The organism is Nocardiopsis mangrovi (genome assembly GCF_042653925.1).
Taxonomy (GTDB): domain Bacteria; phylum Actinomycetota; class Actinomycetes; order Streptosporangiales; family Streptosporangiaceae; genus Nocardiopsis_B; species Nocardiopsis_B mangrovi.
The window spans coordinates 1-22,707 of sequence record NZ_JBHSFQ010000014.1 but is presented as its reverse complement, the minus strand read 5'-3'; the positions used below and the strand labels follow the sequence as shown (position 1 = coordinate 22,707).

16 protein-coding genes are annotated in these 22,707 nt (G+C 75.0%); 6 read left to right on the top strand and 10 right to left on the bottom strand.

Annotation, left to right across the window (positions count from 1 at the left end):
• Nucleotides 1-62: 62 nt before the first annotated feature.
• From tal to pgl, 4 genes are all read left to right on the top strand, one after another.
• Nucleotides 63-1,169 carry a transaldolase gene (gene tal / locus ACFO4E_RS15335; RefSeq protein WP_378575189.1) on the top strand — a complete coding sequence of 369 codons (1,107 nt, stop codon included), beginning with the start codon at nt 63-65 and terminating at the stop codon, nt 1,167-1,169.
• Nucleotides 1,170-1,327: 158 nt separating this feature from the next.
• A complete protein-coding gene (gene zwf / locus ACFO4E_RS15330) occupies nt 1,328-2,857 on the top strand; it encodes a glucose-6-phosphate dehydrogenase (RefSeq protein WP_378575186.1) in 1,530 nt (509 codons plus the stop codon).
• A gap of 265 nt (nt 2,858-3,122) precedes the next feature.
• Nucleotides 3,123-4,049: a glucose-6-phosphate dehydrogenase assembly protein OpcA gene (locus tag ACFO4E_RS15325; protein ID WP_378575184.1), complete on the top strand. Its 927-nt coding sequence runs from the start codon at nt 3,123-3,125 to the stop codon at nt 4,047-4,049.
• Entirely contained in the window at nt 4,046-4,834 is a 789-nt protein-coding gene (pgl, locus tag ACFO4E_RS15320; protein ID WP_378575182.1) for a 6-phosphogluconolactonase, read from the top strand. The genes ACFO4E_RS15325 and pgl overlap by 4 nt, the downstream gene beginning before the upstream one ends.
• A gap of 123 nt (nt 4,835-4,957) precedes the next feature.
• On the opposite strand, the gene ACFO4E_RS15315 is transcribed toward pgl, so the two are convergent.
• Nucleotides 4,958-5,305, bottom strand: coding sequence for an ArsR/SmtB family transcription factor (locus tag ACFO4E_RS15315; RefSeq protein ID WP_378575179.1), 348 nt, complete (start codon nt 5,303-5,305; stop codon nt 4,958-4,960).
• 96 nt (nt 5,306-5,401) lie between these two features.
• Here ACFO4E_RS15315 and ACFO4E_RS15310 point away from each other — a divergent pair, with 96 nt between their 5' ends.
• Nucleotides 5,402-6,331 (top strand): TIGR03620 family F420-dependent LLM class oxidoreductase, encoded by a 930-nt coding sequence (locus tag ACFO4E_RS15310; RefSeq protein ID WP_378575177.1) that lies wholly within the window; start codon nt 5,402-5,404, stop codon nt 6,329-6,331.
• A gap of 159 nt (nt 6,332-6,490) precedes the next feature.
• Here the strand turns inward: ACFO4E_RS15310 and ACFO4E_RS15305 are convergent, their stop codons facing one another.
• The 3 genes from ACFO4E_RS15305 to ACFO4E_RS15295 are packed head-to-tail and all read right to left on the bottom strand — an operon-like array spanning nt 6,491 to nt 9,610.
• Complete coding sequence (locus ACFO4E_RS15305) at nt 6,491-7,774, bottom strand: ABC transporter substrate-binding protein (RefSeq protein WP_378575174.1); 1,284 nt, start codon at nt 7,772-7,774, stop codon at nt 6,491-6,493.
• A 17-nt stretch (nt 7,775-7,791) separates the two neighbouring features.
• Nucleotides 7,792-8,658, bottom strand: coding sequence for a carbohydrate ABC transporter permease (locus tag ACFO4E_RS15300; RefSeq protein WP_378575172.1), 867 nt, complete (start codon nt 8,656-8,658; stop codon nt 7,792-7,794).
• The gene (locus ACFO4E_RS15295) at nt 8,642-9,610 is read right to left on the bottom strand and encodes a carbohydrate ABC transporter permease (protein WP_378575169.1); all 969 of its coding nucleotides are present in this window, start codon (nt 9,608-9,610) and stop codon (nt 8,642-8,644) included. Before ACFO4E_RS15295 ends, ACFO4E_RS15300 begins: the two co-directional genes overlap by 17 nt.
• A gap of 564 nt (nt 9,611-10,174) precedes the next feature.
• Between ACFO4E_RS15295 and ACFO4E_RS15290 the strand changes: the two genes are divergently transcribed.
• A complete protein-coding gene (locus ACFO4E_RS15290; protein WP_378575166.1) occupies nt 10,175-11,527 on the top strand; it encodes a Gfo/Idh/MocA family protein in 1,353 nt (450 codons plus the stop codon).
• A gap of 281 nt (nt 11,528-11,808) precedes the next feature.
• Here ACFO4E_RS15290 and ACFO4E_RS15285 read toward each other — a convergent pair whose 3' ends face one another.
• The 6 genes from ACFO4E_RS15285 to ACFO4E_RS15260 all read right to left on the bottom strand — a co-directional run bounded on the left by ACFO4E_RS15285 (nt 11,809) and on the right by ACFO4E_RS15260 (nt 22,400).
• The gene (locus tag ACFO4E_RS15285; protein WP_378575164.1) at nt 11,809-14,283 is read right to left on the bottom strand and encodes a TIGR03986 family type III CRISPR-associated RAMP protein; all 2,475 of its coding nucleotides are present in this window, start codon (nt 14,281-14,283) and stop codon (nt 11,809-11,811) included.
• A gap of 12 nt (nt 14,284-14,295) precedes the next feature.
• Nucleotides 14,296-15,072, bottom strand: a complete 777-nt coding sequence (locus tag ACFO4E_RS15280) for a hypothetical protein (RefSeq protein WP_378575162.1) — start codon at nt 15,070-15,072, stop codon at nt 14,296-14,298.
• A gap of 39 nt (nt 15,073-15,111) precedes the next feature.
• Complete coding sequence (locus ACFO4E_RS15275) at nt 15,112-16,866, bottom strand: RAMP superfamily CRISPR-associated protein (RefSeq protein WP_378575160.1); 1,755 nt, start codon at nt 16,864-16,866, stop codon at nt 15,112-15,114.
• Nucleotides 16,867-17,565: 699 nt separating this feature from the next.
• On the bottom strand, nt 17,566-19,452 hold the full coding sequence (locus ACFO4E_RS15270; protein ID WP_378575157.1) for a hypothetical protein: 1,887 nt from the start codon (nt 19,450-19,452) through the stop codon (nt 17,566-17,568).
• Nucleotides 19,449-20,303 carry a hypothetical protein gene (locus tag ACFO4E_RS15265; RefSeq protein WP_378575155.1) on the bottom strand — a complete coding sequence of 285 codons (855 nt, stop codon included), beginning with the start codon at nt 20,301-20,303 and terminating at the stop codon, nt 19,449-19,451. The genes ACFO4E_RS15270 and ACFO4E_RS15265 overlap by 4 nt, the downstream gene beginning before the upstream one ends.
• Nucleotides 20,304-20,645: 342 nt before the next feature.
• Entirely contained in the window at nt 20,646-22,400 is a 1,755-nt protein-coding gene (locus ACFO4E_RS15260; RefSeq protein WP_378575152.1) for a hypothetical protein, read from the bottom strand.
• Between the last annotated feature and the right edge of the window lie 307 nt (nt 22,401-22,707).

Genomic DNA, 22,707 nt, shown 5'->3' with positions numbered 1-22,707 from the left:
CCCCTGCGCGTCGGGGCGCACCGGCTGCGCGGCCGACGGTGATGACGAGGAAGAGCGAAGTGATGACGAATCCGTTGCAGATCCTGTCCGGCGAGGGCGTCGCCGTGTGGCTGGACGACATCAGCCGCGAGCGCCTGCGCTCGGGCAACCTCCAGGAACTGGTCGACCAGCGCAGCGTCGTAGGCGTGACGTCCAACCCCACCATCTTCGAGAAGGCCCTCAAGGAGGGCGACGCCTACGACGACCAGCTGCGCGACCTCGCCGTGCGCGGCGTCTCGGTCGACGAGGCGGTGCGCGCGATCACCGCCTACGACATCCGCTGGGGCGCCGACCTGCTGCGGCCCGTGTACGAGGCCACCGGGCAGGTCGACGGCCGGGTGTCGCTGGAGGTCGACCCCCGGCTGGCGCGCGAGACCGAGCGCACGGTCGCCGAGGCGCGCGCCCTGTGGTGGCTGGTGGACCGCCCCAACCTGCTGATCAAGATCCCGGCGACGGTGGAGGGCCTGCCGGCGATCACGCGGGCGCTGGCCGAGGGAATCAGCGTCAACGTCACCCTGATCTTCTCGCTGGAGCGCTACCGGCAGGTCATGGACGCCTACCTGGCGGGCCTGGAGCAGGCCGCCGAGAACGGCCTCGACATCTCGCGCATCCAGTCGGTGGCGTCGTTCTTCGTCAGCCGGGTGGACGCCGAGGTCGACAAGCGCCTGGCCGCCGTGGGCACCGACCGCGCCCTGGAGCTGCGGGGCCGCGCGGCGATCGCCAACGCGCGCCTGGCCTACCAGGCCCATGAGGAGGTGTTCGGGTCGGAGCGGTTCAAGGCGCTGGCGGGCCTGCACGCCTCGCCGCAGCGCCCGCTGTGGGCGTCGACGGGGGTGAAGGACCCCGCCTACGCCGACACCCGCTATGTCACCGAGCTCGTGGCGCCGGGGACGGTCAACACCATGCCCGAGGCCACCCTGGAGGCGACCGCCGACCACGGGGTGTTCACCGGTGACACCGTGCGCGGCGGCTACGCCCAGGCGCGTGCGGACCTGGACGCCCTGGCGGAGGCCGGGGTGGACTACGACGATGTCGTGGCCGTGCTGGAGGACGAGGGCGTCGAGAAGTTCGAGACGTCCTGGAACGACCTGCTGGCGCGGGTGTCCCAGCAGCTCGGCGACGCGGGCTGACCGGTCCGTCCGCACGCATCGGGTGCCCGCTCCGCCCGGTGCGGCCCACCGCAGAACCCCGCCGCGCGCCTGCGGACGCCGCGGCGGTTCCACAAACCACCGCGGACGAGCGGAGTCGATGTGAGAGATAGCGGGGACACGACGTGAAAGAACCGGTGATGCCGGGAGCGATCCCGAACCCGTTGCGCGACGAGCTGGACCGGCGGCTGCCCCGTATCGCCGGGCCGAGCGTGCTCGTGCTGTTCGGGGTGACGGGTGACCTGGCCCGCAAGAAGCTGCTTCCGGCGATCTACGACCTGGCCAACCGAGGGCTGCTGCCACCGGGGTTCGGGCTGGTGGGCTTCGCCCGGCGCGACTGGGCGGACCAGGATTTCGCGGCGGAGGCGCACGACGCGGTGCGCGAGCACGCGCGGACGCCGTTCCGCGAGGACGTGTGGCGCCAGCTCAGCGAGGGCATGCGGTTCGTGTCGGGCGAGCTGCACGACGACGACGCGTTCGACACGCTGGCCGAGACGGTCAAGGAGCTGGACGCCCACCGCGGCACGGGCGGCAACTACGCCTACTACCTGTCGCTGCCCCCCAAGCTGTTCCCGACCGTGGTCAAGCAGCTGAAGCGGTCGGGGCTGGCGGAGTCCGACGGCGACGCCTGGCGGCGGGTGATCATCGAGAAGCCGTTCGGGCACGATCTGGAGAGCGCCAAGGAGCTCAACGCGGTCGTGGACGACGTGTTCCCGCCGCAGTCGGTGTTCCGGATCGACCACTACCTGGGCAAGGAGACGGTCCAGAACATCATGGCGCTGCGGTTCGCCAACACGCTCTTCGAGCCGCTGTGGAACCGCAGCTACGTCGACCACGTGCAGATCACCATGGCCGAGGACATCGGCGTGGGCGGCCGCGCGGGCTACTACGACGGGATCGGCGCGGCGCGCGACGTGATCCAGAACCACCTGCTCCAGCTGCTGGCGCTGGTGGCCATGGAGGAGCCGGTGACGTTCAGCGCCGACGCGATGCGCGCCGAGAAGGAGAAGGTGCTGTCGGCGGTGGAGCTGCCGGCCGACCTGTCGACCGCCACGGCGCGGGGGCAGTACGGCGCGGGCTGGCAGGGCGGCGCCGAGGTGCGCGGCTACCTGGAGGAGGAGGGGATCCCCTCGGACTCCATCACCGAGACCTACGCCGCGATGAAGCTGGAGGTGAACAGCCGCCGCTGGGCGGGGGTGCCGTTCTACCTGCGTACCGGCAAGCGGCTGGGGCGGCGGGTGACCGAGGTGGCGCTGGTGTTCCAGCGGTCGCCGCACCAGGTGTTCGCGTCGGCCGACGTGGAGGACCTGGGGCAGAACTCCCTGGTCCTGCGGATCCAGCCGGACGAGGGCGTGACCCTGCGGTTCGGGTCCAAGGTGCCCGGCGCGGCCATGGAGGTACGCGATGTGACCATGGACTTCGCCTACGGGCAGTCGTTCACCGAGGCCAGCCCGGAGGCCTACGAGCGGCTGATCCTGGACGTCCTGATCGGCGACCCGCCGCTGTTCCCCCGCCAGGAGGAGGTGGAGCTGTCGTGGCGCATCCTCGACCCGGTGGAGGAGTACTGGGCCAAGGCCGGCCGGCCGGAGCAGTACGGCGCCGGGACCTGGGGGCCGCAGTCGGGCCACGACCTGCTCGCGCGGGACGGCCGCCAGTGGAGGCGCCCATGACACCCGAGCGCGAGCGCACGCCCCGCGCTCTCCTTGGGAGCGCTTGCCTTCTCACTCCGCTGCACCGCCGGAGCGGGTGGGCCTTCGGCGATCGGCACCGACGCCTCCGCTCGTTCGTCGGCTCGCCGCTCCGGCCCAGGGGGGCCACCCGCAACCCCGGCCTCGGTTCATACCTTCAGCTTCGCGCGCGGCCGGAACCGGCCGCAAGACGCACGCCCGCGCCTGTGGACAACCCGGCCGCCGCGCCGCACCAAGGGGAGGAACGATGACGCTCTACCTTCCGCGCACCACCACGTCGCAGATCACCGAGGCGCTGACCGCCGAGCGGCACAGTGTGGGCGGCGGCGCGATGAACATGGTGCTGACCCTGGTCATCGTCACCGACGAGGCCGACCACTACGACGCCGTTCGGGCCGCGACCGAGGCCGGGCGCGAGCACCCCTCGCGCGTGCTCGCGCTGATCCGCCGCGACCCCGGCGCCGAGCCGGCCATCGACGCCGAGATCCGCCGCCCCGGCACGTCCGGCCCGGGCGAGGCCCTGCTGCTGCGCCTGTACGGGCCGCTCGGCGAACACGCCGACTCCGTCGTCACCCCTCTGCTGGTACCCGATGCCCCGGTGGTCGCGTGGTGGCCGGGCGCCGGCCCGGTCGACCCGGCCGCCGACCCGGTGGGGCGCCTGGCCCACCGCCGCATCACCGACGCGCTGCGCAGCGCCGACCCCGTCAAGGACCTGCTGGAGCGGGTCCGCCGCTATGCGCCGGGCGACACCGACCTCACCTGGACCCGGCTCACCCCGTGGCGGTCGCTGCTGGCGAGCACCATGGACCAGCCGTGCGGGTGGATCACGGGGGCCGAGGTGTCCGCGGAGGCGCGCTACCCCAGCGCGGACCTGCTGGTGGCGTGGCTCTCGGACCAACTGGAGGTGCCGGTGGAGCGGAAGGTCTCCAACGGGCCGGGCATCACCGGCGCCACGCTGATCAGCGACTCGGGGGACATCTCGATCGAGCGGCTCGACGGCCGGGTCGCCACCCTGTCGCGGCCCGGGCAGCCGGACCAGAAGGTCGCGCTGGCGCGGCGGCGGGCGGCCGAGGCACTGGCCGAGGAGCTGCGCCGGCTCGACGCCGACGAGATCTACGAAAGGACCGCCAAGCACATGACCACGCTGCTCAAGACGTCGGGCGCGCCCGCGTGAGCGCGCCCACGGTCATCGTCCACGCCGATGCCGACCTGCTCGCCGCCGCGACGGCGGCGCGGGCCGTCACCCGCCTGGCCGATGCCCAGGCGGCGCGCGGGTCCGCGTCGGTGGTGCTGACGGGGGGCGGGATCGGGATCGCGGTCCTGGCCGCACTCGCGGTGGCCCCGGCCCGCGACGCGGTCGACTGGCGGCGCGTGGACGTGTGGTGGGGCGACGAGCGGTTCCTGCCCGCCGACGACCCCGAGCGCAACGAGACCCAGGCGCGGGCGGCGCTGCTGGACCGGCTGGAGCTGGATCCGGACCGGGTGCACCCGATGCCCGCGTCGGACGGGCCCGACGGCGACGACCCGGAGGCGGGGGCGCAACGGTACGCCCGCGCCCTCGCCGCCGCGGCCGGGGCCGTGCAGAAGGCGGCCGAAGCGCCGACTCCGGTGTTCGACGTCTGCATGCTCGGCATCGGGCCCGACACCCATGTGGCCTCGCTGTTCCCGGGGCACCCGGCGCTCGCGGAGCGCAAGCGCGCGGTGGTCGCGGTGCGCGACGCGCCCAAGCCGCCGCCCACCCGGGTCTCACTGACCCTGCCGGCGATCCGCGCGGCACGCGAGGTCTGGGTCCTGGCCTCGGGTGAGGGCAAGGCCGGCGCCGTCCGCTCGGCCCTGGCCGGTTCCGCGCCGGAGCAGGTCCCGGCGTCGGGCGTGCGCGGGCGGTCGCAGACCCTGTTCCTGCTCGACCGCGCGGCGGCCTCGCTGCCCGCGGAGCGCGTGGTCTCCGACGGGGGCTGACCGGCCCCGGCGACCGGCGAGGCGGCCCCTGTCCCCGATCGGGGACAGGGGCCGTTGTCATGCCGCGGTCCCGTTCCCGGGCCCGGTCCCGGAGCCGGTGCCGGGGCGCCGGCCGCCCGGCGCTCAGCCGTCCATGGAGCGCACGCCCGCGTGGCGGCGGCCTTCGGCCACGGCGAGGTCCAGGACCCCGGGGAACCGGCGGTCGACCTCCTCGCGACGCAATGCGTTGCGCCGGCGGGTGCCCTCGTCCCACTGCCGCAGCAGCCCGGCCTCGCGCAACACGCGGAAGTGCCGCGTGGCGGCGGATTTTCCGACCGGGAGGTCGATGCGTCCGCAGAAGGCGCCGGGGTGGTCGTCGAGCATGGCGACGATGCCGAGCCGCACGGGATCGCTCAGGGCGGCCATCACCGCCAGGAACTCCAGATCCTCCTCGCGGGGGTGCACCAGGGGGTTCGCGGTTCGGCTGGCCATGCCCCGATTATGCCGTATTCATCATGTTCACATCAGCGCGTACATCCTGTAGCTTGCTCATGTTCGAATCCACGCGAACATGAATCGGGGGACACCATGAGCGACCACGGAACGGCGCCGAAAGCCGACACGGCGGCGCTGAAGCGGCGGCTGGGGCGCATCGGGGTGTGGCTCGGTACGGCACTGTCGACGACCACCGCGGCGGACAACCGCCGGGCGGCGGCCGAAGTGGAGCGGCTGGGCTACGGCTCCCTGTGGACCGGAGGGGACGCCGCCGGGGGCAAGGAGGCGTTCACGCAGGCCGCGCTGTTGCTCTCCGCCACCGACCGGATCACCGTGGCCACCGGGATCGCCAGCATCTGGTCGCGCGACGGCATCGCCGCCACGGCCGGCGCCGACGGCCTCAACGACGCGTCGGCGGGCCGCTTCCTGCTGGGACTCGGCGTCAGCCACTCCCCGCTGGTGGCGGCCCGCGGGCAGACCTACGCCAAGCCCTATTCGGCCATGCGCGACTACCTCGCCACCATGGACTCCGTGGCCTACCCCGCTCCCCTGGACGAGCCCGCCCCGGTCGTGCTGGCGGCCCTGCGCCACCGCATGCTGGAGCTGGCCCGTGACCGCACATCGGGCGCGCACCCCTACTTCACCCCCGCCGAGCACACCGCCAAGGCCCGGGGGATCCTCGGGCCCGGACCGCTGCTGGCACCCGAGGTCGCCGTCGTCCTGGACTCCGACCCCGACCGCGCGCGGCACGCGGCACGCGGCTACATGGCCGTCTACCTGGCCCTGCCCAACTACACCAACAACCTCCGCGACCTCGGCTGGACCGACGCCGACTTCGCCGACGGCGGCAGCGACGCCCTCGTCGACGCGCTCATCCCCTGGGGCGACCCCGACACCATCGCGGCGGGCGTGCGGGCCCACCACGACGCCGGCGCCGACCACGTCTGCGTCCAGCCCATCGCCCCGACCCTGGACGACCAGCTGTCGGCCCTGACCGCGCTGGCCCCGGTCCTGCTCCACTGACCCGGTGGCGCCACCCGCCGCCCGGCGACCGGCCTGCGCGGGAGCCGCCGGGCGCGCCCGGCGGCGGGCATGGGGACGGCGCCCGTGCGGGAGGGGGCACGGGCGCCGCGGGAGGGCGGGCGGGCCGGGGCGGGGCGCCCCGAGGCCCGTCCGGGTGGGTCAGGCGCTGCCGATGGCGGTCTCCACTTCCGAGATCCACTGGTCGGTGGCCTCGGCGGGGGTGAGCCGGCCGAACATGACCTCCTCGTTGATGCGCTTGGTGATGTCGACGACCTCGCCGGCGCCGATCGGCGGCACCTGGACCGCGTCGACGACGTCGGGGGTCAGCTCCTCGATGTAGTCGGCGGTCGCGGCGTCGGCCGGGGGCAGCGCGTCGCGCGTCTCGTCGCGGATCCGGGTGTTGGCGGCCAGGCCCCGGTCGGCGAGGATGATCTCGGCGGCCTCCACGTCGTTGAGGAGGAAGTCGACGAACTCCGCCGCCTCCTCCGGGTGGTCGGTGCCCGCCGAGATCGAGTAGAACATCGCCGGCTTGAGGTAGACGCCCGTCCGGTCGAACTCGGTCTCGCCCGGGAAGCGGAGCAGCTGGAGCTCGTGGCCCGACGCGTTGGAGATGACGCCGAACTGGTTGGTCCAGAAGTGCGCCATGGCGCCGGAGCCGGTGGCGACGGTGGACAGGTCGGGGCCGCCCGCGTCGATCTCGACGCTCTCGGCCGCGCCGGCGGCGCCCTCCTCCTCGTGGACGCGCGCGACGATCTCCCACCAGTCCGTCATCGTCTGCGGCGAGAATCCGAGCTGGCCGTCGTCGGTGTACACCGACTCGCCGTGCTGGCGGGCGAACATCTGGAACGGCCCCTCGGTCACGCCCATGGCCTGGGTGCCGTAGATCTCGCCGTCGGTGGCCTCGGTGATGGCCGCGCTGGTCTCGATGAAGTCGTCCCAGGTCCAGGTCGAGTCGTCGGGCATCTCCACGCCCGCCTCGTCGTAGAGCTCCGGGTCGGCCATGATGGACGCGACGTTGATGCCGGTCGCCACGCCGAAGGTGCCGTCCTCCAGCTGGCCGCTGGTCAGGGCCAGTTCGTCGATCTCGCTGAGGTCGAGCTGCTCACCGTACTCCTCGAGGTCGAGCAGCGCCCCGCGGTCCGCGTACTCGCGCAGGTAGCGCTCCTCCTGGGAGATGATGTCGGGGGCGTCGTTGGCGGCGGTGCTGGTGGCCAGCCGGTCCCAGTAGGCGTCCCAGTCGGTGTATTCGCCGGTGATCCGGATATTGGGGTGGGACGCCTCGAAGCGGTCGATGACCTCCTGGGTCCTGGTGTGCCGCTCGTCGGCGCCCCACCAGGAGAACCGCAGCTCCACCACGCCGTCGTCGGAGCCGCCGCCACCACATCCGGTCGCGGCGACCGCCAGTGCGGCGAGGACCGCCGCCGACCTGAGAACCGGTCGCATAGTCGAGTTCCTTTCGGTCATTTGATTCCGGTCGTCGCGATGCCCTTGACGAGGTAGCGCTGCCCGGCGAGGAAGAACCCGAAGATCGGTCCCAGGGCGACCACCGACATCGCGAACAGCGGGCCCCACGAGGTCTGGGCCTGCGAGTCGACGAAGGTGCGGAGGGCGACGGGGACGGTGTACATGTTCGGGTCGGTCAGGAAGATCAGCTGGCTGAAGAAGTCGTTCCAGGTCCAGATGAAGGTGAAGATCGCCGTGGTGGCCAGGGCCGGCAGCGACAGCGGCAGGATGATGCGCAGGAAGATCCGCGCGTGGCCGCAGCCGTCGATGCGGGCCGCCTCATCGAGGTCCCGGGGCAGGCCGCGGATGAACTGCACCATCAGGAAGATGAAGAACGCGTCGGTGGCCAGGAGCTTCGGGACGATCAGCGGGTAGAAGGTGTTGATCCACTCCAGCTGGGCGAACAGGATGTACTGCGGCACGATCACGACGTGGATGGGCAGCATGATCGTCATCAGCATGGCCGCGAAGAACAGCTTCTTTCCGCGGAATTCCATCCGCGCGAACGCGTAGGCGGCCATAGAGCACGACAGCAGGTTGCCGATGATCGACCCCGCCACCACGATCAGCGAGTTCCAGATGTAGTGGTGGAACGGGTATTCGAGCGCCGTCCAGCCCTCGCTGTAGTTCTCCGGCATGAACGGGGAGGGCAGCAGGCCGGGGTCGCGGAAGATGGCCTCGGTGGGCTTGAGCGAGCTGGAGACCATCCACAGCAGCGGGTAGAGCATGACCAGCCCGAAGCCGATCAGCGCCAGGTGCGTGAAGAACCGGCGCCGGGCGTCGGTGGGGCGGCGGGTGTCGGCGGGCTTAGTCGTTGTCACCATAGAAGACCCAGTACCTGGAGAAAAGGAAGTTCACGGCGGTGAACCCGGCGATGATCAGCAGCAGCAGCCAGGCCATCGCCGAGGCGTAGCCCATGTCGAACGACCCGAAGCCGCGCTGGTAGAGGTAGAGCGTGAAGAACATGGTGGCGTCGGAGGGGCCGCCCGATCCGCCGCTGACGACGAACGCCTGGGTGAAGGTCTGGAAGGCGTTGATCATCTGCAGGATGAGGTTGAAGAAGATGATGGGCGTCAGCAGCGGCACGGTCACCGAGAAGAACCGGCGCACGGGCCCGGCGCCGTCGACCGCCGCGGCCTCGTAGTACATCGCGGGGATCTGCCGCAGCCCGGCCAGGAAGATCACCATCGGCGCCCCGAAGGTCCACACGTTGAGCACGATCAGCGTGCCCAGCGCGTAGTCGGGGTGGGACACCCAGCCCTCGCCCTGGATGCCGAAGAAGCCGAGCACCTGGTTGATCAGGCCCTGGGCCCCGAACACCTGCCGCCACAGGATGGCGATGGCCACGCTGCCGCCCAGGAGCGACGGCAGGTAGTAGACCGACCGGTAGAACGCCAGCCCGCGGACGCCGCGGTCGAGCACGATGGCCAGGGCGAGCGCCATGGCGAGCTGCAGCGGGACGGAGACGAAGACGTAGGTGAAGGTGACCCGCAGCGAGCTGTGCAGCCGCTCGTCGCCGAGCATCTCGCGGTAGTTGTCCAGCCCGGCCCATTCGGGGTCGCCGATGAGGGGGTAGTCGGTGAAGGAGAAGTACAGCGACGCCAGCATCGGGCCGATCGTGATGGCGAGCATCCCGACGATCCACGGCGCGAGGAACGCGTAGGCGGCGAGGTTCTCCCGGCGGCGGCGCGAATGGGATCGGCGGCGCGGGGGCGCGGCGGGGGGAGCGGCCCCCGCCGGCTCGGTGTCCGCGCGCTCGCGGGTGGCCCCGATCACGCCGGTGCTCCCACCCGGGAGGGGGCGCACCGTGCGGGGGCGGGAAGCCGGCCGGCCCTTCGATCCAAGCTCATGTGCGTCAACCGTCCTCGGTCGGCCCGGTGGGCAGTGTGGGGGGACGTCGGCTCCCCCTGGTGCGTTCCGGACGGCGCGGGTCCGGGGATGATTCCGGTAAGCGCTATCCAGAATGTGATGAACGGTTTCTAACACCCTCGCAATGTGACGTCAATCATCACCTATGACCCCGGAGGCCCCCGGCGGCGCCGTACCGCCCGCGCGGAGCGCCTCCGATCAGCCCGAACGCCGCGCCCGAGCGCGCCCGGAGAACGGCCTCACCCTCGATACCGATCGCCACCGGCGCGTACTCCGTGCGGAGGGAACGTGTCCGGATCGTTGCCCGGCGACCGGGCGCGAGACCCCCATCGCTTCGGCGCGACCGCCGCCCCGGCGACCCGCCGCGCCGCCCCGTCCCCGCCTGTCACCCGGCCCACCCGACATCCCACGACCCCCTCTTTCGGCCCCCCGAAGTGGACCGACGCAGGGAAAGCGTTTACCGTTGGAGGTGTGATCGACTCCACCTCAGCTTCGTCACCGACCTCCACCGCCGCCACCCGCCGCTTCGCGGTCGTGGGCACGGGGTCGCGCGCCCGCATGTACACCGGCGCCCTGACCTCCACCCACGCCCACATCGCACGGCTCGCCGCCCTGTGCGACACCAACCGGACGCGGATGCGCGCCCACAACGACCTCATCGAGGCCAACGGCCACCCGCGGGTCCCCGCCTACACCGCCGACCGGTTCGCCGAGATGCTCGCGGCCGAACACATCGACGAGGTCGTGGTCTGCACCGTCGACCGCACGCACGCCGACTACATCTGCGCCGCCATGGAGGCCGGATGCGACGTCGTCACCGAGAAGCCCATGACCGCCGACCTCGACGGATGCCGGCGCATCCTGGAGACACAGCGGCGCACCGGCCGGCGCGTCAACGTCGCCTTCAACTACCGCTACAACCCGGTGCACCGCAAAGTCCACGAACTGGTGTCCTCGGGCGCGATCGGCGAGGTCGCCTCGGTGCACTTCGAATGGCTTCTCGACCTGCGGCACGGCGCCGACTACTTCCGCCGCTGGCACCGCGAGAAGGAGCACTCCGGCGGTCTGCTGGTGCACAAGTCCAGCCACCACTTCGATCTGGTCGACTGGTGGATCGGCAGCACCCCGCGCACGGTGTTCGGCTGGGGCGACCTGTTCTTCTACGGCGACGGCAACGGCCGCGGCCGGGAGCTGACCGGCGGCTACGACCGCGCCCACGCCTCCCCCGGCGCCGAGAACGACCCGTTCGCCCTGCACATGAGCGACAGCCCGGCGATGACGCAGCTGTACCTGGACGCCGAGCACGAGGACGGCTACCACCGCGACCGCAACGTGTTCGGCTCCGGGATCACCATCGAGGACGACATGTCGGTACTCGTGCGCTACGCATCGGGTGCGAAGCTCAGCTACCACCTGGTGGCCTACTCCCCTTGGGAGGGCTACCGGGTCGCCATCACCGGCAGCCGGGGCCGGCTGGAGCTCGACGTGACCGAGAACCCGTCGGTCTCGGCCGAGCGCACGGAGACGCTGCCCGTGCGCGGCATGCCCGCCCCCAAGGAGAACACGGTCTCGACCCTCACCCTGCGCCCGCACTGGGAGGAACCCCGGGTGGTCCCGGTCAGCGTGGGCGAGGGCGGGCACGGCGGCGGTGACACCCGCATGCTCGACACGCTGTTCGGTGTGCCCGGCGCCCAGCCGCGGCCCACCCACCTCGACGGCGCCCATGCCCTGCTCACCGGCCTGGCCGCCAACGAGTCGATCCGCACCGGCCTGCCGGTCGAGGTGGCCGACCTGATCCCCGAGGGCGTCACGGAAGCCCCCTGAGGCCCGGCGGCGGCCCGGGTGACCCGCACCACCGGGAGGCCGCCGCACCCGCCCGTGCGCCGGGGGGCGCCGCCATGGGCGGTGTCCCCCGGCCGCCGGTCCACCCGGACGGGTGGACCGGGCCGAACACCCCCGCTGCGGCTCATGCCCTCGACGGGCTGTCTCCGGCTCTGCTGGTGTAGGGCGATGCCGGAATACGCTGCTGCTATGCCCTCAGTCGGGCGGCGGGGGCCGTGGCGACCCCGGCGGCACGGGGCAGGGTGCCGCCGGGGCTGCGCCCATCAGCCCGGAGCGGTGTCCGAGATCCGGGCGTGGGCGGCGAACCGGTCCCGTAAAGCCGGCAGGACCGGGTAGACGGAGAATTCTTCGAGTTCCATGACGCGGGTCCAGCTTTCGGGCAGCCGCTCGCGCCACTGGGCCGCCAGCAGCAGGCCCTGGACGCGCGCGACGTCGGTCCAGTCATCGGGGAGCGGCCGGCCGGCGCGCACGCTCTCCTCGCGCTCCCAGGTGAGCAGGGCGTCGTCGAAGGTGTCGAGGAGCTTCTGCACGCCCTCGGCGCCCACCCGCTGGAGGCCCGCGCCGGGGTCGAGCGAGGCTGCGCGTTCGGCATGGTCGATCAGGTGCAGCACCGGGGTGATGTGCACGCTGCCGAACCCCAGCGATTTGCCCAGGCCCAGCTTGTGGGCGTAGACGGGGTCGGCGGGGTCGCCGCCGTGGGCGGGGTTGCCGAGGAGCAGCGCCCGCAGCAGCGCGCCGATCTCGGCGTCGGTGAGGTTGGTGAAGGTGATCCGGCCGCGGAAGGTGAGCCCCGCGCGCAGGGGCACGACGTCGCGCTTGGTGTCGCCGTCGGGGACGTGGTCGGCGCGGAGGTCGGCGTAGCGCAGGCCCTCGTCGGGCAGGGGGTCGTGGCGGTGCAGGTAGACCTTGTAGCCGCCGAGCCGGACGTCGCCCTCGTGGGACCAGGTGACGAGGTCGGGCGAGCTGCCCCATGTGCGGTCGGTCAGGGGCTGGAGCAGGTAGTTGGCGAAGCAGGAGCGCTGCGGGGAGAGGAGTTCGACCCGCAGCGCGTGCGGGAACCAGGGGTCGGGGTCGGTGCAGACGGCCGATCCGACGGAGACCCGCCCGCGCACCGCGGGTCCGGCGCCTTCGCGCTGGGGCAGCAGGTCGATGTCGCCGAAGAGCGCGCGCGGGATGTCGGGGGTGCGGCCGGCCGCCCCGGGGTCGGCGGGGTCGGGGCTCACGATGCCGTCGGGCAGGGCGCGACGGATCGGGTCGTATTCGCCGACGGCCACCCGGTAGCCGCCCGAGCGCCCGAAGGAGACCACGTGGCCCCCGCTGTCCTGGTACCACACGGGTTCGCAGGCGCCGCGATCGAGCCCGCCGGGGCGCTCCCGGCCGGAATCGGCGGCGCCCCCGGCAGAGGGCCCGCCCAGGGTCAGGCCCGTGGACAGGTCGACCGGGAAGTTGCGCTCCTGGAAGCGGGTGATCTGGTCGGCGGACTCGACCATGCGGACGAGGTGGTCGGGCACCGGCAGCCGGAGGTCGGGGGAGATCCCGGTGGGGAACAGGTAGGCGTTCTTGCGCTCCCCGGCGGTGCCGGTGAGCACCAAGACGCAGTCGTGGCTGCGGATCCCGGTGGAGTCGACCCGCTCCATCGCGCGGTCGATGTCGTTGCGCCGGCCGCGCGCCGAGGCGCGGGCGCGTTCGCCGCCGGCCTTGTCGACCGCCTGCTGGGCGCGGACGAGCTTCTCCGACCAGCGCTCGCGCAGCCGGTCGCGGACGGTTTCGCGGTGGCCGGGGGTGACGGGTTCGCCCGCGGGCAGGACCGCCATGGCCCAGAACCGGGTCTCGCCGACGGTGCGGCCGTCGACGTCGGGGCACAGGGCGGTGACCCGCAGGAACTGGAATTCCCGGTGGGTCTCGGCCGGAACGTGGCCGCCTGCGGCGGGGTCGCCCCCGGCGGAGGGGTCGGGCATCGGGAAGGGCGGCAGCCCCGGGTAGCGCGCGAGGTCGTCGCGCAGGTCGGCCAGGCGGACCTGGAGGGGGCGCTCGACGGGCAGCGGGTGGATGACCCAACCGCGTCCGGCCCCCAGGTAGCGCAGGAACCCGGCCTTGACCGCCGCGCCGGGCGGGCTGGAGGGCGCGCCGTGGCGCTCGCGGTAGCCGCGGTTCATGTTCCGCATGACGTGGCGGGCGCGCTTGTCGGTGCTGGAGGCCGCCGGGGCGCGGAAGAAGAGCTGCGGGGTGTTGACGTGGCCGGTCTCGCCGCCCGTGACGACGCGCAGGACGTTGCGCGTGAGGCCGCGCAGGGTGGCGCCGGGCAGCGCGGGGCGGCCGTCGATGGTCAGCGAGCGGGCGGGGTCGGCGCCTTTGTGGGTGGCGCCGACGAAGAGGGGAGTCAGGGAGCGGATCTCGAGGTCGATCCAGCCGGTGTGGGTGCCGGGGATGCGGCGGTCGTGGCCGGCGAGGACATGGCGCTGGGTGATGCCGTCGCGCAGGACGGATTCCTGGAGGCGCTCGGCCGGCATGGGGTGGTCGGGCAGCGGCACCAGGCCGTAGGGGGCGACGGCCTGGTGGTCGCGCAGAGGATCGGGCGGGCCGGGGCGGCGGCCGGGGGCGCCGCCGCGCTCGTCGCGGGATCGCGATCGGCCACCGGGGGGCAGTGGCGCGGATCGTCGTGCGGCGACGGAGGCGCGGCGGCGCGGCATGGCGGCAGGACTCGGTCTCCGGGCGGCGGAGTGCGGCTGATCGCTCACGCGGTCCTCCTTCTACACGGCGTCCGGTTCGTCGATGCCGAGCGGCGCCGTGGGCTTCGGCCCGGCGTGGTAGCCGGTCAGGCGATGGAAGGCCACCCCGACCGCTCCAGTGACGGGATCCTCTGCCCAGTACTCTCGGACACTGACCCAGCTGCCCGCGCTCACCGGGGTCCGCTGGTCGGTCCCGGACGCGGCGGTGGGCCATTCGACCTCGAAGTCCTGCCAGGTCACGGGGTGGCAGGCGGTGGACCCGGACAGTTCGCGGCCGATGCTGAAGGGGATGTCGCCGTCGAGGGTCCGGCTGTGCCGGTTGGCGCTCCCGGGGCGGGCGCGCCACCCGGTCAGCAGGAAGGAGCGGTCGCGGGGGCGCAGCCAGGGCGCGAGGGCGGCGGCGTCGGCGCTGTCGTGGGACACCCATGCGGCTTCGGCGCCCTCGGCGATGTGGATCTGCGCCGACGGGGAGAAGAGCACGGCGTCGAGGAGCCGCCAGGCGTCGCCGCGGTCGGGCGCGAGCAGCGGGGCGGAGAGGGCGGCGGTCTCGGGATCGTCGCCGGAGAACCGCCAGATCTCGCCGGGACAGCCACCGGTGATGCGGCCGTCGCCGAGTTCGGCGAGCAGCCACTGGGGTTCGCCGGGCGCGTAGGCGTCGAGGAGGGTGCTGCGGCTTCGGCAGCCGAACAGTTCGGCGATCACCTGCCCCGCCTGGTCGTCGGCCAAGGCGGCGCTGTGCACCCCCAGCGGAGCGGGCGGGGAGTCGGTACCGCTCGGGGCACCGGGGTCAACGGTCACGGTCGCTCCGTAAGTTGTTAGGCGGCCCCTGGGCGCCGCTCATCGGATCACCCTGCCTGGGCGGCCCGCGGTGCGGGGGGTGACCGCCGCGCGCAGGGCCGCGAGCCAGGGGGTGACGGCGGCCCGTTCGGGCCCCCGGGCGTCGTCGATGGCGGCGACGAGGTCGCACGGCTGCGGCGGGGCCCCGGGGTCGTGGCGGGTGAGGACCGCTCCGGTGACGGTCAGCCGGCCGTTGCCGATGCCCGATCCGCCGCCGATGGTGTCGAGCGGTACGGTCCGCAGTTCGCGCACGATGAGCGCGATCAGCCCGCGTACGGCGTCGTCGGGGCGGGAGATGTCGAGGGTGACGTGCGCGCGGCCGCCCGCGTAGACGTCGTCGGCGAAGAAGCGGGTGTCGACGGCGTCGCCGAAGAGCGCGTCGATGTTGACGCGGGCGGTGCGCTGGCTGGTGCCGCCGGTGAGCTCGGCGGCCTCGCGGAGCCGGATGCGCGAGGACGCCGGGGCCCTGCCCCCGCGCGACTCACCGCCCCACCAGCGGGTGTGCAGCCGCCGGCCGGGGCTGTGCTCCGGCCACTCCCCCAGGCCGCGGTCGGCCTCGCCGGAGATGTCGCGGATGAGGCGCTGGCTGACGCGTTTGAAGAGCGCGAACAGGGCGGTGTCGCCGAGGGTCGGACGCCATTCCACGCCGCCGTCGCCGGTGACCCGCGGCCGCCGCAGGTGGGTGCGGTCGACCTCGCCGATGGAGTCGGGGGCCGGGGTGTCGCCGACCATCAGCAGCCCGGGGCGGGGGACGGCCGCGCCGCCGTTGGCGGCGGGGTGTCCGGGGTCCTCGGGGGCGGGCAGGAACGCGGCGGTGGGGCGTTCGGCGAGTTCCAGGGTGAGGGTCAGTTCGTCGCGGTGGCGGCGGTCGTCGCCGTGGGCGGCCAGGGTGTCGTGGAAGGCGTCGGCCACCACCGCGGCGGGGTCGGGGGTGTCGCGCAGCCGCGCGGCGAGCAGGGAGAGCAGGCTGGCGCCGTCCTCCTCGGCCGGTGTGGCCGCGGTGCCGGCGACGGCGTCGCGAGCGCGCTCCCACCGCTCGGCCCACGTGGGCGCGTACCAGGCGGCCCAGCCCTGGGCGGTGCGCAGGTCGTGGCGGCGGGCGTGCCAGAGGTCGGCGCGCGCCGCGCCGTAGCCGCGGGCGGTGCGCGCGCCCAGGGAGATGCCGGGGCCGTCGCCGGACAGCCCTTCGGCGGCGAGGGCGGTCAGGGCGAGCAGCCGCCCCTCCGATTCGGGGTCGTCGACGCACAGCCGCAGGGTCAGGGTGAACCGGGTGCCCGCGGGCAGGGTCTCCATCTGCCAGAGCGCGCCGGGGACGGCGGCGCCGCTTCCGGGGTCGACCCGGTTGCCGGCGCGCACGGCCACTCCGGCCTCGGGGGGGAGGTCGGCGAACGCGTCGTCGAGGTCCAGCGCGCTGCGGGTGAGCTGGACGGCGGCGAGTGCGTCGTCGTCGCCGCGGGGCGGTGCGGCCTCGCCGAACAGCTCGGCGGCGGCGCCGCGCCCCGCGCCGCCCAGCCGCGCGGCCAGGTGGTGGCGGAGCAGGCCGGCCTGCGTGGTGGCGCGCAGCCGCGGGCGGCCGTCGGTGGGGTCGCGGTCGATCAGGTCGACGTCGTTGCCCGCCGTGTGCCGGGGCGCGCTGTGGGCGGCCCCGATGTGGGTGTCACCGAGCAGGCACAGGCGGGCGGTGAACTCCCAGACGATCTGCGGGCATGGCGCGGCGGCGGCCGCGAACTCGTCCAGCCCGGTGTCCCAAAGCACCCCCGGATCCGTCACCTGCCGACCTTTCCGTCAGGGGCCCGCCGGACCTGCGCCGGGCCGAGGTGTTCGCGTGCCGCCCGGCCCGCGGCCGGGACGGGCCGGTGGGGCCGCCGGCGCCCGCCGCCGGTGCGCGGGTGGACGCGTGCGCGGTCGTGGGGCCGGTCTCCCGTGCGCTCCGGGAGCCGGGCGCCGGTCCCGCGCCCGGCCGCCCATGACCGCCGGCCGGGCGAAGGGGACCGGGGCGCGGGGGGTGGGCCGTGCGGCGACGGTGCGGGGGCGCGCACGCCTGCGGCGGGGCGCACGGTCGGTCCGACCGGATCCGGGGACGGCGGTACGCGGGTCGGCCTCGGGCCGCGACCTGAGGCGGGGACGTCCGGGTGCGGGTCCGGGGCCGCGGTGCGGGCACTGCGGCGGCGCCGCTGGTGCGCGGGGCGCCCGCGGCCTGCGGCCGCGGACGCCCGCGGAGCCGGGCCCTCGCTCAGCCTCGGCCCGGCATGCACATCCGGCCGGGCCCGCTGTGCCGCCACAGCCGCAGCGGGCCCGTCGCCGGATGCCCGAGCGGGGAATCCCCGCACGAGTGTGACGGTGTCGATGGCCGCCGGCCGGCCCACGGGACGCCCGGTCAACGGCCCACCTCGGCGCGGGTGGGCCGGAGGCGCGCGGGAGCGGCGTGGGCGCGGTCCGGGCCGGGACGCGGGGTCATCCGGTGGCCTCCCGGGGGGCGGGGTCGGTGCCGGTGCCCGGCTGGGCCGCGGCCGACAGCCAGGTGCTCACCAGCAGCAGGGTGAGGCGGGCCAGGACATCGGGCCGGATCCGCCAGGCGGCCGACGCCGAGGACGGGCCGGCCCCGGCGGTCCACGCGAGGTCGACCGGGGTCAGCGCGGCGGCGAGGTCGGTGTCATCGGGCCCGGCCTGCTCCCACCACGCGGCGGGGTCGGCGGCGGCGCGCTCCAGCCAGTCGGGCAGGGAGACCTCCCCTGTTCCGAAGGGGACGGTGGCGAGGGCGGCGGCCTGCCGGGCGGCCTCGCCGAAAGGGGCGTGCGGCGCCGCTGCCGCGGGGTCTCCGCGGACCACGCCCGCGAGCCGCGAGAGCACCGCGGCGGGGGCGTGGCCGGGCACGGTGACGACCTCGCGCAGCCGGCCCAGCAGCGCCGGCGCCGGCAGGCGGGCCGAGCGGCGGGCGAGCTGGCGCGCGTGCGCGCGCACGGGTTCGGCCGCGGCCCGGGAGAGCAGCGCGTCCTGGAGGCGGGCCACGGGCGAGTCCGAGGGGTCGGCGGCGGCCTCGGCGGCCACCCACCGGGGCTCCACCCATGCGGGCGAGCCGTCGGCCAGGGGCACGGGCCGGGTCCGGAGTTCCGTCCCCTCCGGACCCGGCCGCCCGCCGGGAACCGCGAAGCGGCGCCCGGGTTCGGGGTGTGCACCCCCCGGGCGGGACAGAGGAGACCGGTCGGCGGGGACTCCGGCCGGTTCGGCGATCGGGAGCAGGGCCGCGGCGCCGTGGCCGTCGGCGGCACGGCGGCCCAGGGGACGGGCCTCGACCGCGCGGATCTCGTCCAGGGCGATGTCGCGCAGGGCGCGCAGCCGCACATGCGACCCGGGGGCCACCGCCCAGCGTTCGGCCATGGGGCCCCGGTACATCCGGTGGTAGGCGCCGACGACCTGCTGGTCGATGTGCGCGCCGGTGACCTCGGCGGCGCCGGGTCCCAGCACGGCGAGGAGGGTGGCGGCGGCAGCCGCGCGCAGCGACCCGGGCGACGGCCGGCCGAGGTGGTCGTCGATCAGGGCGGGTGCCAGCACCAGGAGGTCGCGGGAGTCCCCGCGCGGCCAGGGGCCGCGCCCGGCGTCGACGCGGTCGGCGACGAGCGGCTCGGCGCCGCCCTGGGCCGGGGTGATCCGGATGCCGCCGCCGTGGGCCCGGCTGCCGCCCGACCCCAGCGAGAGCAGGCCGTCGGCCGCCGCCAGGACGTCGAGCACGCGCCCGGCGAGGACCCGGAGCTCGGCTCCGGTGGCGGCGCGCAGCTGCCAGCGTGCCTCGAAGACCTGCCCGGGTTCGAGGCTGGTGGTGAAGAAGGGCATGGCGTTGCGCCCGGCGTCGCCTCGGGCGACACCGAGGTACTGCTCGGTGCGGGTCAGCGGCACCGCGCGGTGGCCGAGGTCGGGGGTGACCAGGCCGCCCAGGGACCGGTAGGCGATGCCGGGCGCACCGGGGGCGGCGACGAGGTCGGCCAGGTGCTGGGAGTCGCTCTCCGGGGGCAGGTGGGAGTGCCAGCAGCGCGGTGCGGGAACGGTCATGGCCGCTCCGGAGGCGTCCTCCAGGCGCGGGAAGGCGGGCGCGAACCGGATGGAGTCGCCGCGCGCGATCCACCCCTCGACGAGGTCGTCGCGGCGGGCGTGGCGCAGCGCCGCGGCGAGCATCCCCCGTTGCGCGCGGCCGCTGATCACGGGATCGGTGGTGATGCGCAGCGGGTCGTAGCGGGAGCGCACGACGAGTGACTCGGTGAGCACATAGCGCAATGCCAGGTAGGCGTATGCGGCTCTGCCGGTACCGCTGGACCGGTCGTCGGGCACCAGAGCCGAGATCGTCACACCTCTTCTTCTCGGACAGCGCCTCCCGGGTCGATTCCGGCCCAGGTCAGCGTGGCCGTGTGGGCGTGGTCGCGGTCGGTCTCGGGGGTCTCTGCCAGGCGGGCGTCGATCCTGCCCCGGCCGCGGCTGGCCTTGAGGCCCGCCTGCGTGAAGGCGAGGGCCGCACGGGCCAGGCAGCGGAGCTCGCGCGCATCGGGCGGCCGCGCCCAGCGCAGGACGGCCGTGAGGCGCAGACCGGGGTCGAGTACCCGGACGGTGCGCAGCCGGCCTTCGACGGCCGCTCCGCCGGGGTCGATCTCGACGCCGCTCTCCAGCGAGGTGAACGCGTCGGTGACGGCGCGCAGCAGGGTGGGCCCGTGGGCCGACGCGGGGTCGTCGGCACGCTGCTCCAGCGCCCAGGCGACCGCGGCGCGCACGGATTCGGGCGGGAGGGCGTGGCCGATGCGCAGGATGCGGTCGGGGCCGTGCTCGCGGGAGGCGCCGAACAGGGAACGGGCGGCCGGCAGCAGTGCGGGGTCGGCGCGCACGGCGCTCACGGCGGCGTCGCGCAGCCGGGCCGCGACGCGGTGGCGGGGCAGGTAGGGCAGGCCGTGCGCGTCGGTGACGACATCGGCGTCGGCGGCGGACCCGGAGGCGCTGGTGCCCGCGAACACCGCGGGCGCCGCGAGGCTGACGATCAGTACCGCGGGGGCCGGACCGGAGCCGCGCCGCCGCCGCGCGGCCTCGGGCACGCGCAGCACGGACGCCGGCCGCCGGGGCTCCCGCGCCCCGGGCCGGAGCCCGCCGGGGAGGTAGCGGACCTGGCCGCCGCCGTGGCGGGGGGTGGCCGTCCGCGGTTCGCCCTCGTTCATCAGGTCTCCTTGGGTGGGTGCCCCGGATCCGGCCGGGGAGGAGGGAGGGAACGCGTCCTGCGGCTGGGGTGCGCCGGCCTCCTCGGGAGCCGCGCCCGGCCGGCGGTGGCCGGGAACGGGCGCCCTCCTAGGAGCGGGCCGACGCGCTACGGGGTCTGTGCCGCGTGTGCGCGGCCATGGCGCGGCGCTCCTTCCGCCGCCGGTACGAGGCCCCGGGGCCCTCCCGTTCCCGCCCGCGGACACCGGGGGCCTCCCGCCGGCCCCGGGTCGGGGGCGGGGGCGAGGGCGGGCGGGAACCGGCCGCGGCGGCCGCGGGCCGGAACCGGCTCGGGGTACCGCCCGTCATCGGGCACCCGCCGGCGCGGGGACGGGGGGATCGGCGAGAGGGACGTCCAGGTGGATGTCGAGGAGGCCGAGCGCGTCGAGCAGTGCGGCGCGCGCGAACGGCTCGGGCAGCCGGGCGGGCAGTCCGAGGTCGCGTCGCCGGGCCAGTTCGGGCGCGGGGTCCAGGCCGTCGCGCAGCAGCGGCTCCAGCCGGGACAGCAGCCAGGAGCGCTGCGCCGCCATGGCCGGGGCCCGGAGGCCGCGCGGGGCGTCGCCGTCGAGGTAGTCGCTCAGGAACGCGTGGAACTCGGTGCCGGTCATGGGCAGGGTGGTCCGGGGCGGCACGGCGCCGGCGGGACCGCGGGCGTCCTCCAGGCGCGCGAGGACGCGCGCCGGGGCGTCGAAGAGGTGCGACCACGCCACCACGTGGTCGTCGAGCCGGTGTTCGGCGGCTTTGCGGTGCTCCTTGGCGCGCTCGCACAGCGCGGCGCAGATGTCGTAGCCGACGGACAGGGGCGCGCCCACGGGCTGGACGGCGATGCCGATGCCCGCAGAGGGCACCCCGGTGACGGTCCCGGTGCCGCCGATACGGCGCCCCCAGGGGTCCTCGCCCGCGCGCGACGCCATGGCCGTCCGGGGGTCGGCGGGACCGAGCCCGGCGGGGTCGGCGTCGAGCCAGCGCAGCGCGAACCGGGTGACGCTCCAGGCCAGCCGGGCGTCGCAGATGATGGTGAGGTCGTCGCCGGCGACCACGACCGGCCGGACGGGCACGTAGACGGTGCGGCGGTCGGTGCGGGGGCGCAGCCGGGTCCCCGCGCCGGCGCCGGTGATCACGGGGTCGCGGCCGGAGCGGTCGGTGTCGATGGCGGCGGCCACCGACCGGATGATGGCGCGGGCGAGACCTTCGGTCAGGCGGGCGATGTCGGCGGAGACGCGGCGCATGGCGGCGACGACGTCGGCGCCGGAGTCGGCGCGGGCGCGGTGGTAGCGCTTGAGGAGGTCGCCGAGGCCGTTGAAGTCGAGGTGGATGACCGCCAGCCGGCTGATGTCGCCGATCTCGCGGCCGAGGTGGTCGACATCGGTGGGCAGTTCGAGGTGGTCGAAGCCGGCGGGCGCCGCGATGCCGCGCAGCCAGGAGGTGCTGTTCTCCTGGTGCCAGCGCCGGGCGCGGACGCGCGCGGCGACGATGTCGCGGGCGGCGCGCTCGCGGACGGGGCCGCGGTCGCGGGTGTGGTCGAGCAGTTCGGCGGGGCGCCCGGTGACGTCGCACAGCGCGGTGACGCCGAGTCCGGGGACGGGCTGGTGGGCCGCTGTGAGGCGGGAGCGGGCCTGCTGGAGGGCGACGGGCAGCAGCCGAAGCGCCTCGCCCTGGGTGGCGGGGGCTCCGGGGGTGTCGGGGGCGGGGCCGTAGGCGATGTGGGCGACCACCGGGGTCAGCTGGTCGGAGACGTCGCGCAGCCGCCGGGTGTAGCGGCCGGTGAAGGTGCGGGCGCTGCGGACCGCGCCGCCGGGCCGGGGGTCGGTGAAGGCGATGTAGAGGGCCCCTCCGGCGTCGCGGAGGACGCGGTGCTCGCCGGTGGCGGGGTCGTCGAGCAGGCCCTTCAGGTGCGGGCGCTCGGTGTCGGTGAGGTCGGCGACGAGCGTGGCGCGGCCGATGGCGTCGAGGAGCCGCCGGCCCTCGAACACGAAGCGCTGGATTCCGGCGAGGTCCACGCCGACCAGGACGCCGTGTTCGCGGCCTGTGTCGGCGGGCTCCCCGGCGGGACCGGTCATCGCGCCCCTCCCGGCACCGCTGCGGACGGGTGGCGCGGGGGGGTCGAGCGCACCCGGCCCGAACGGGGAGCGGCCGCGGGCCCCGCCTGCGCCCGGCCGGAGGGGCCCCGCCGGGCGCGTGTCCGCAGGAGGGCGGGCCTATGGCCGACGCCGGCGGGTGGCACGCGCGTGGGGCCGGCCGACTGCGTGGGGCGTGGGTGCGCGGGCGCCGAGGTGCGGGGACGGGGGTGCCGCGATGCGGCGGCGGGGGTGCGGGAACACGGCAGGGGGCGCGCCGAGGGGGGCCGCGTGCGCGGGGCCGCGAGGG

Coding starts and splice junctions, on each gene's coding strand:
- tal (WP_378575189.1), top strand. CDS start 63: ATGACGAATCCGTTGCAGATCCTGTCCGGCGAGGGCGTCGCCGTGTGG.
- zwf (WP_378575186.1), top strand. CDS start 1,328: ATGCCGGGAGCGATCCCGAACCCGTTGCGCGACGAGCTGGACCGGCGG.
- ACFO4E_RS15325 (WP_378575184.1), top strand. CDS start 3,123: ATGACGCTCTACCTTCCGCGCACCACCACGTCGCAGATCACCGAGGCG.
- ACFO4E_RS15315 (WP_378575179.1), bottom strand. CDS start 5,305: ATGGCCAGCCGAACCGCGAACCCCCTGGTGCACCCCCGCGAGGAGGAT.
- ACFO4E_RS15310 (WP_378575177.1), top strand. CDS start 5,402: ATGAGCGACCACGGAACGGCGCCGAAAGCCGACACGGCGGCGCTGAAG.
- ACFO4E_RS15305 (WP_378575174.1), bottom strand. CDS start 7,774: ATGCGACCGGTTCTCAGGTCGGCGGCGGTCCTCGCCGCACTGGCGGTC.
- ACFO4E_RS15300 (WP_378575172.1), bottom strand. CDS start 8,658: ATGGTGACAACGACTAAGCCCGCCGACACCCGCCGCCCCACCGACGCC.
- ACFO4E_RS15265 (WP_378575155.1), bottom strand. CDS start 20,303: ATGAACGAGGGCGAACCGCGGACGGCCACCCCCCGCCACGGCGGCGGC.
- ACFO4E_RS15260 (WP_378575152.1), bottom strand. CDS start 22,400: ATGACCGGTCCCGCCGGGGAGCCCGCCGACACAGGCCGCGAACACGGC.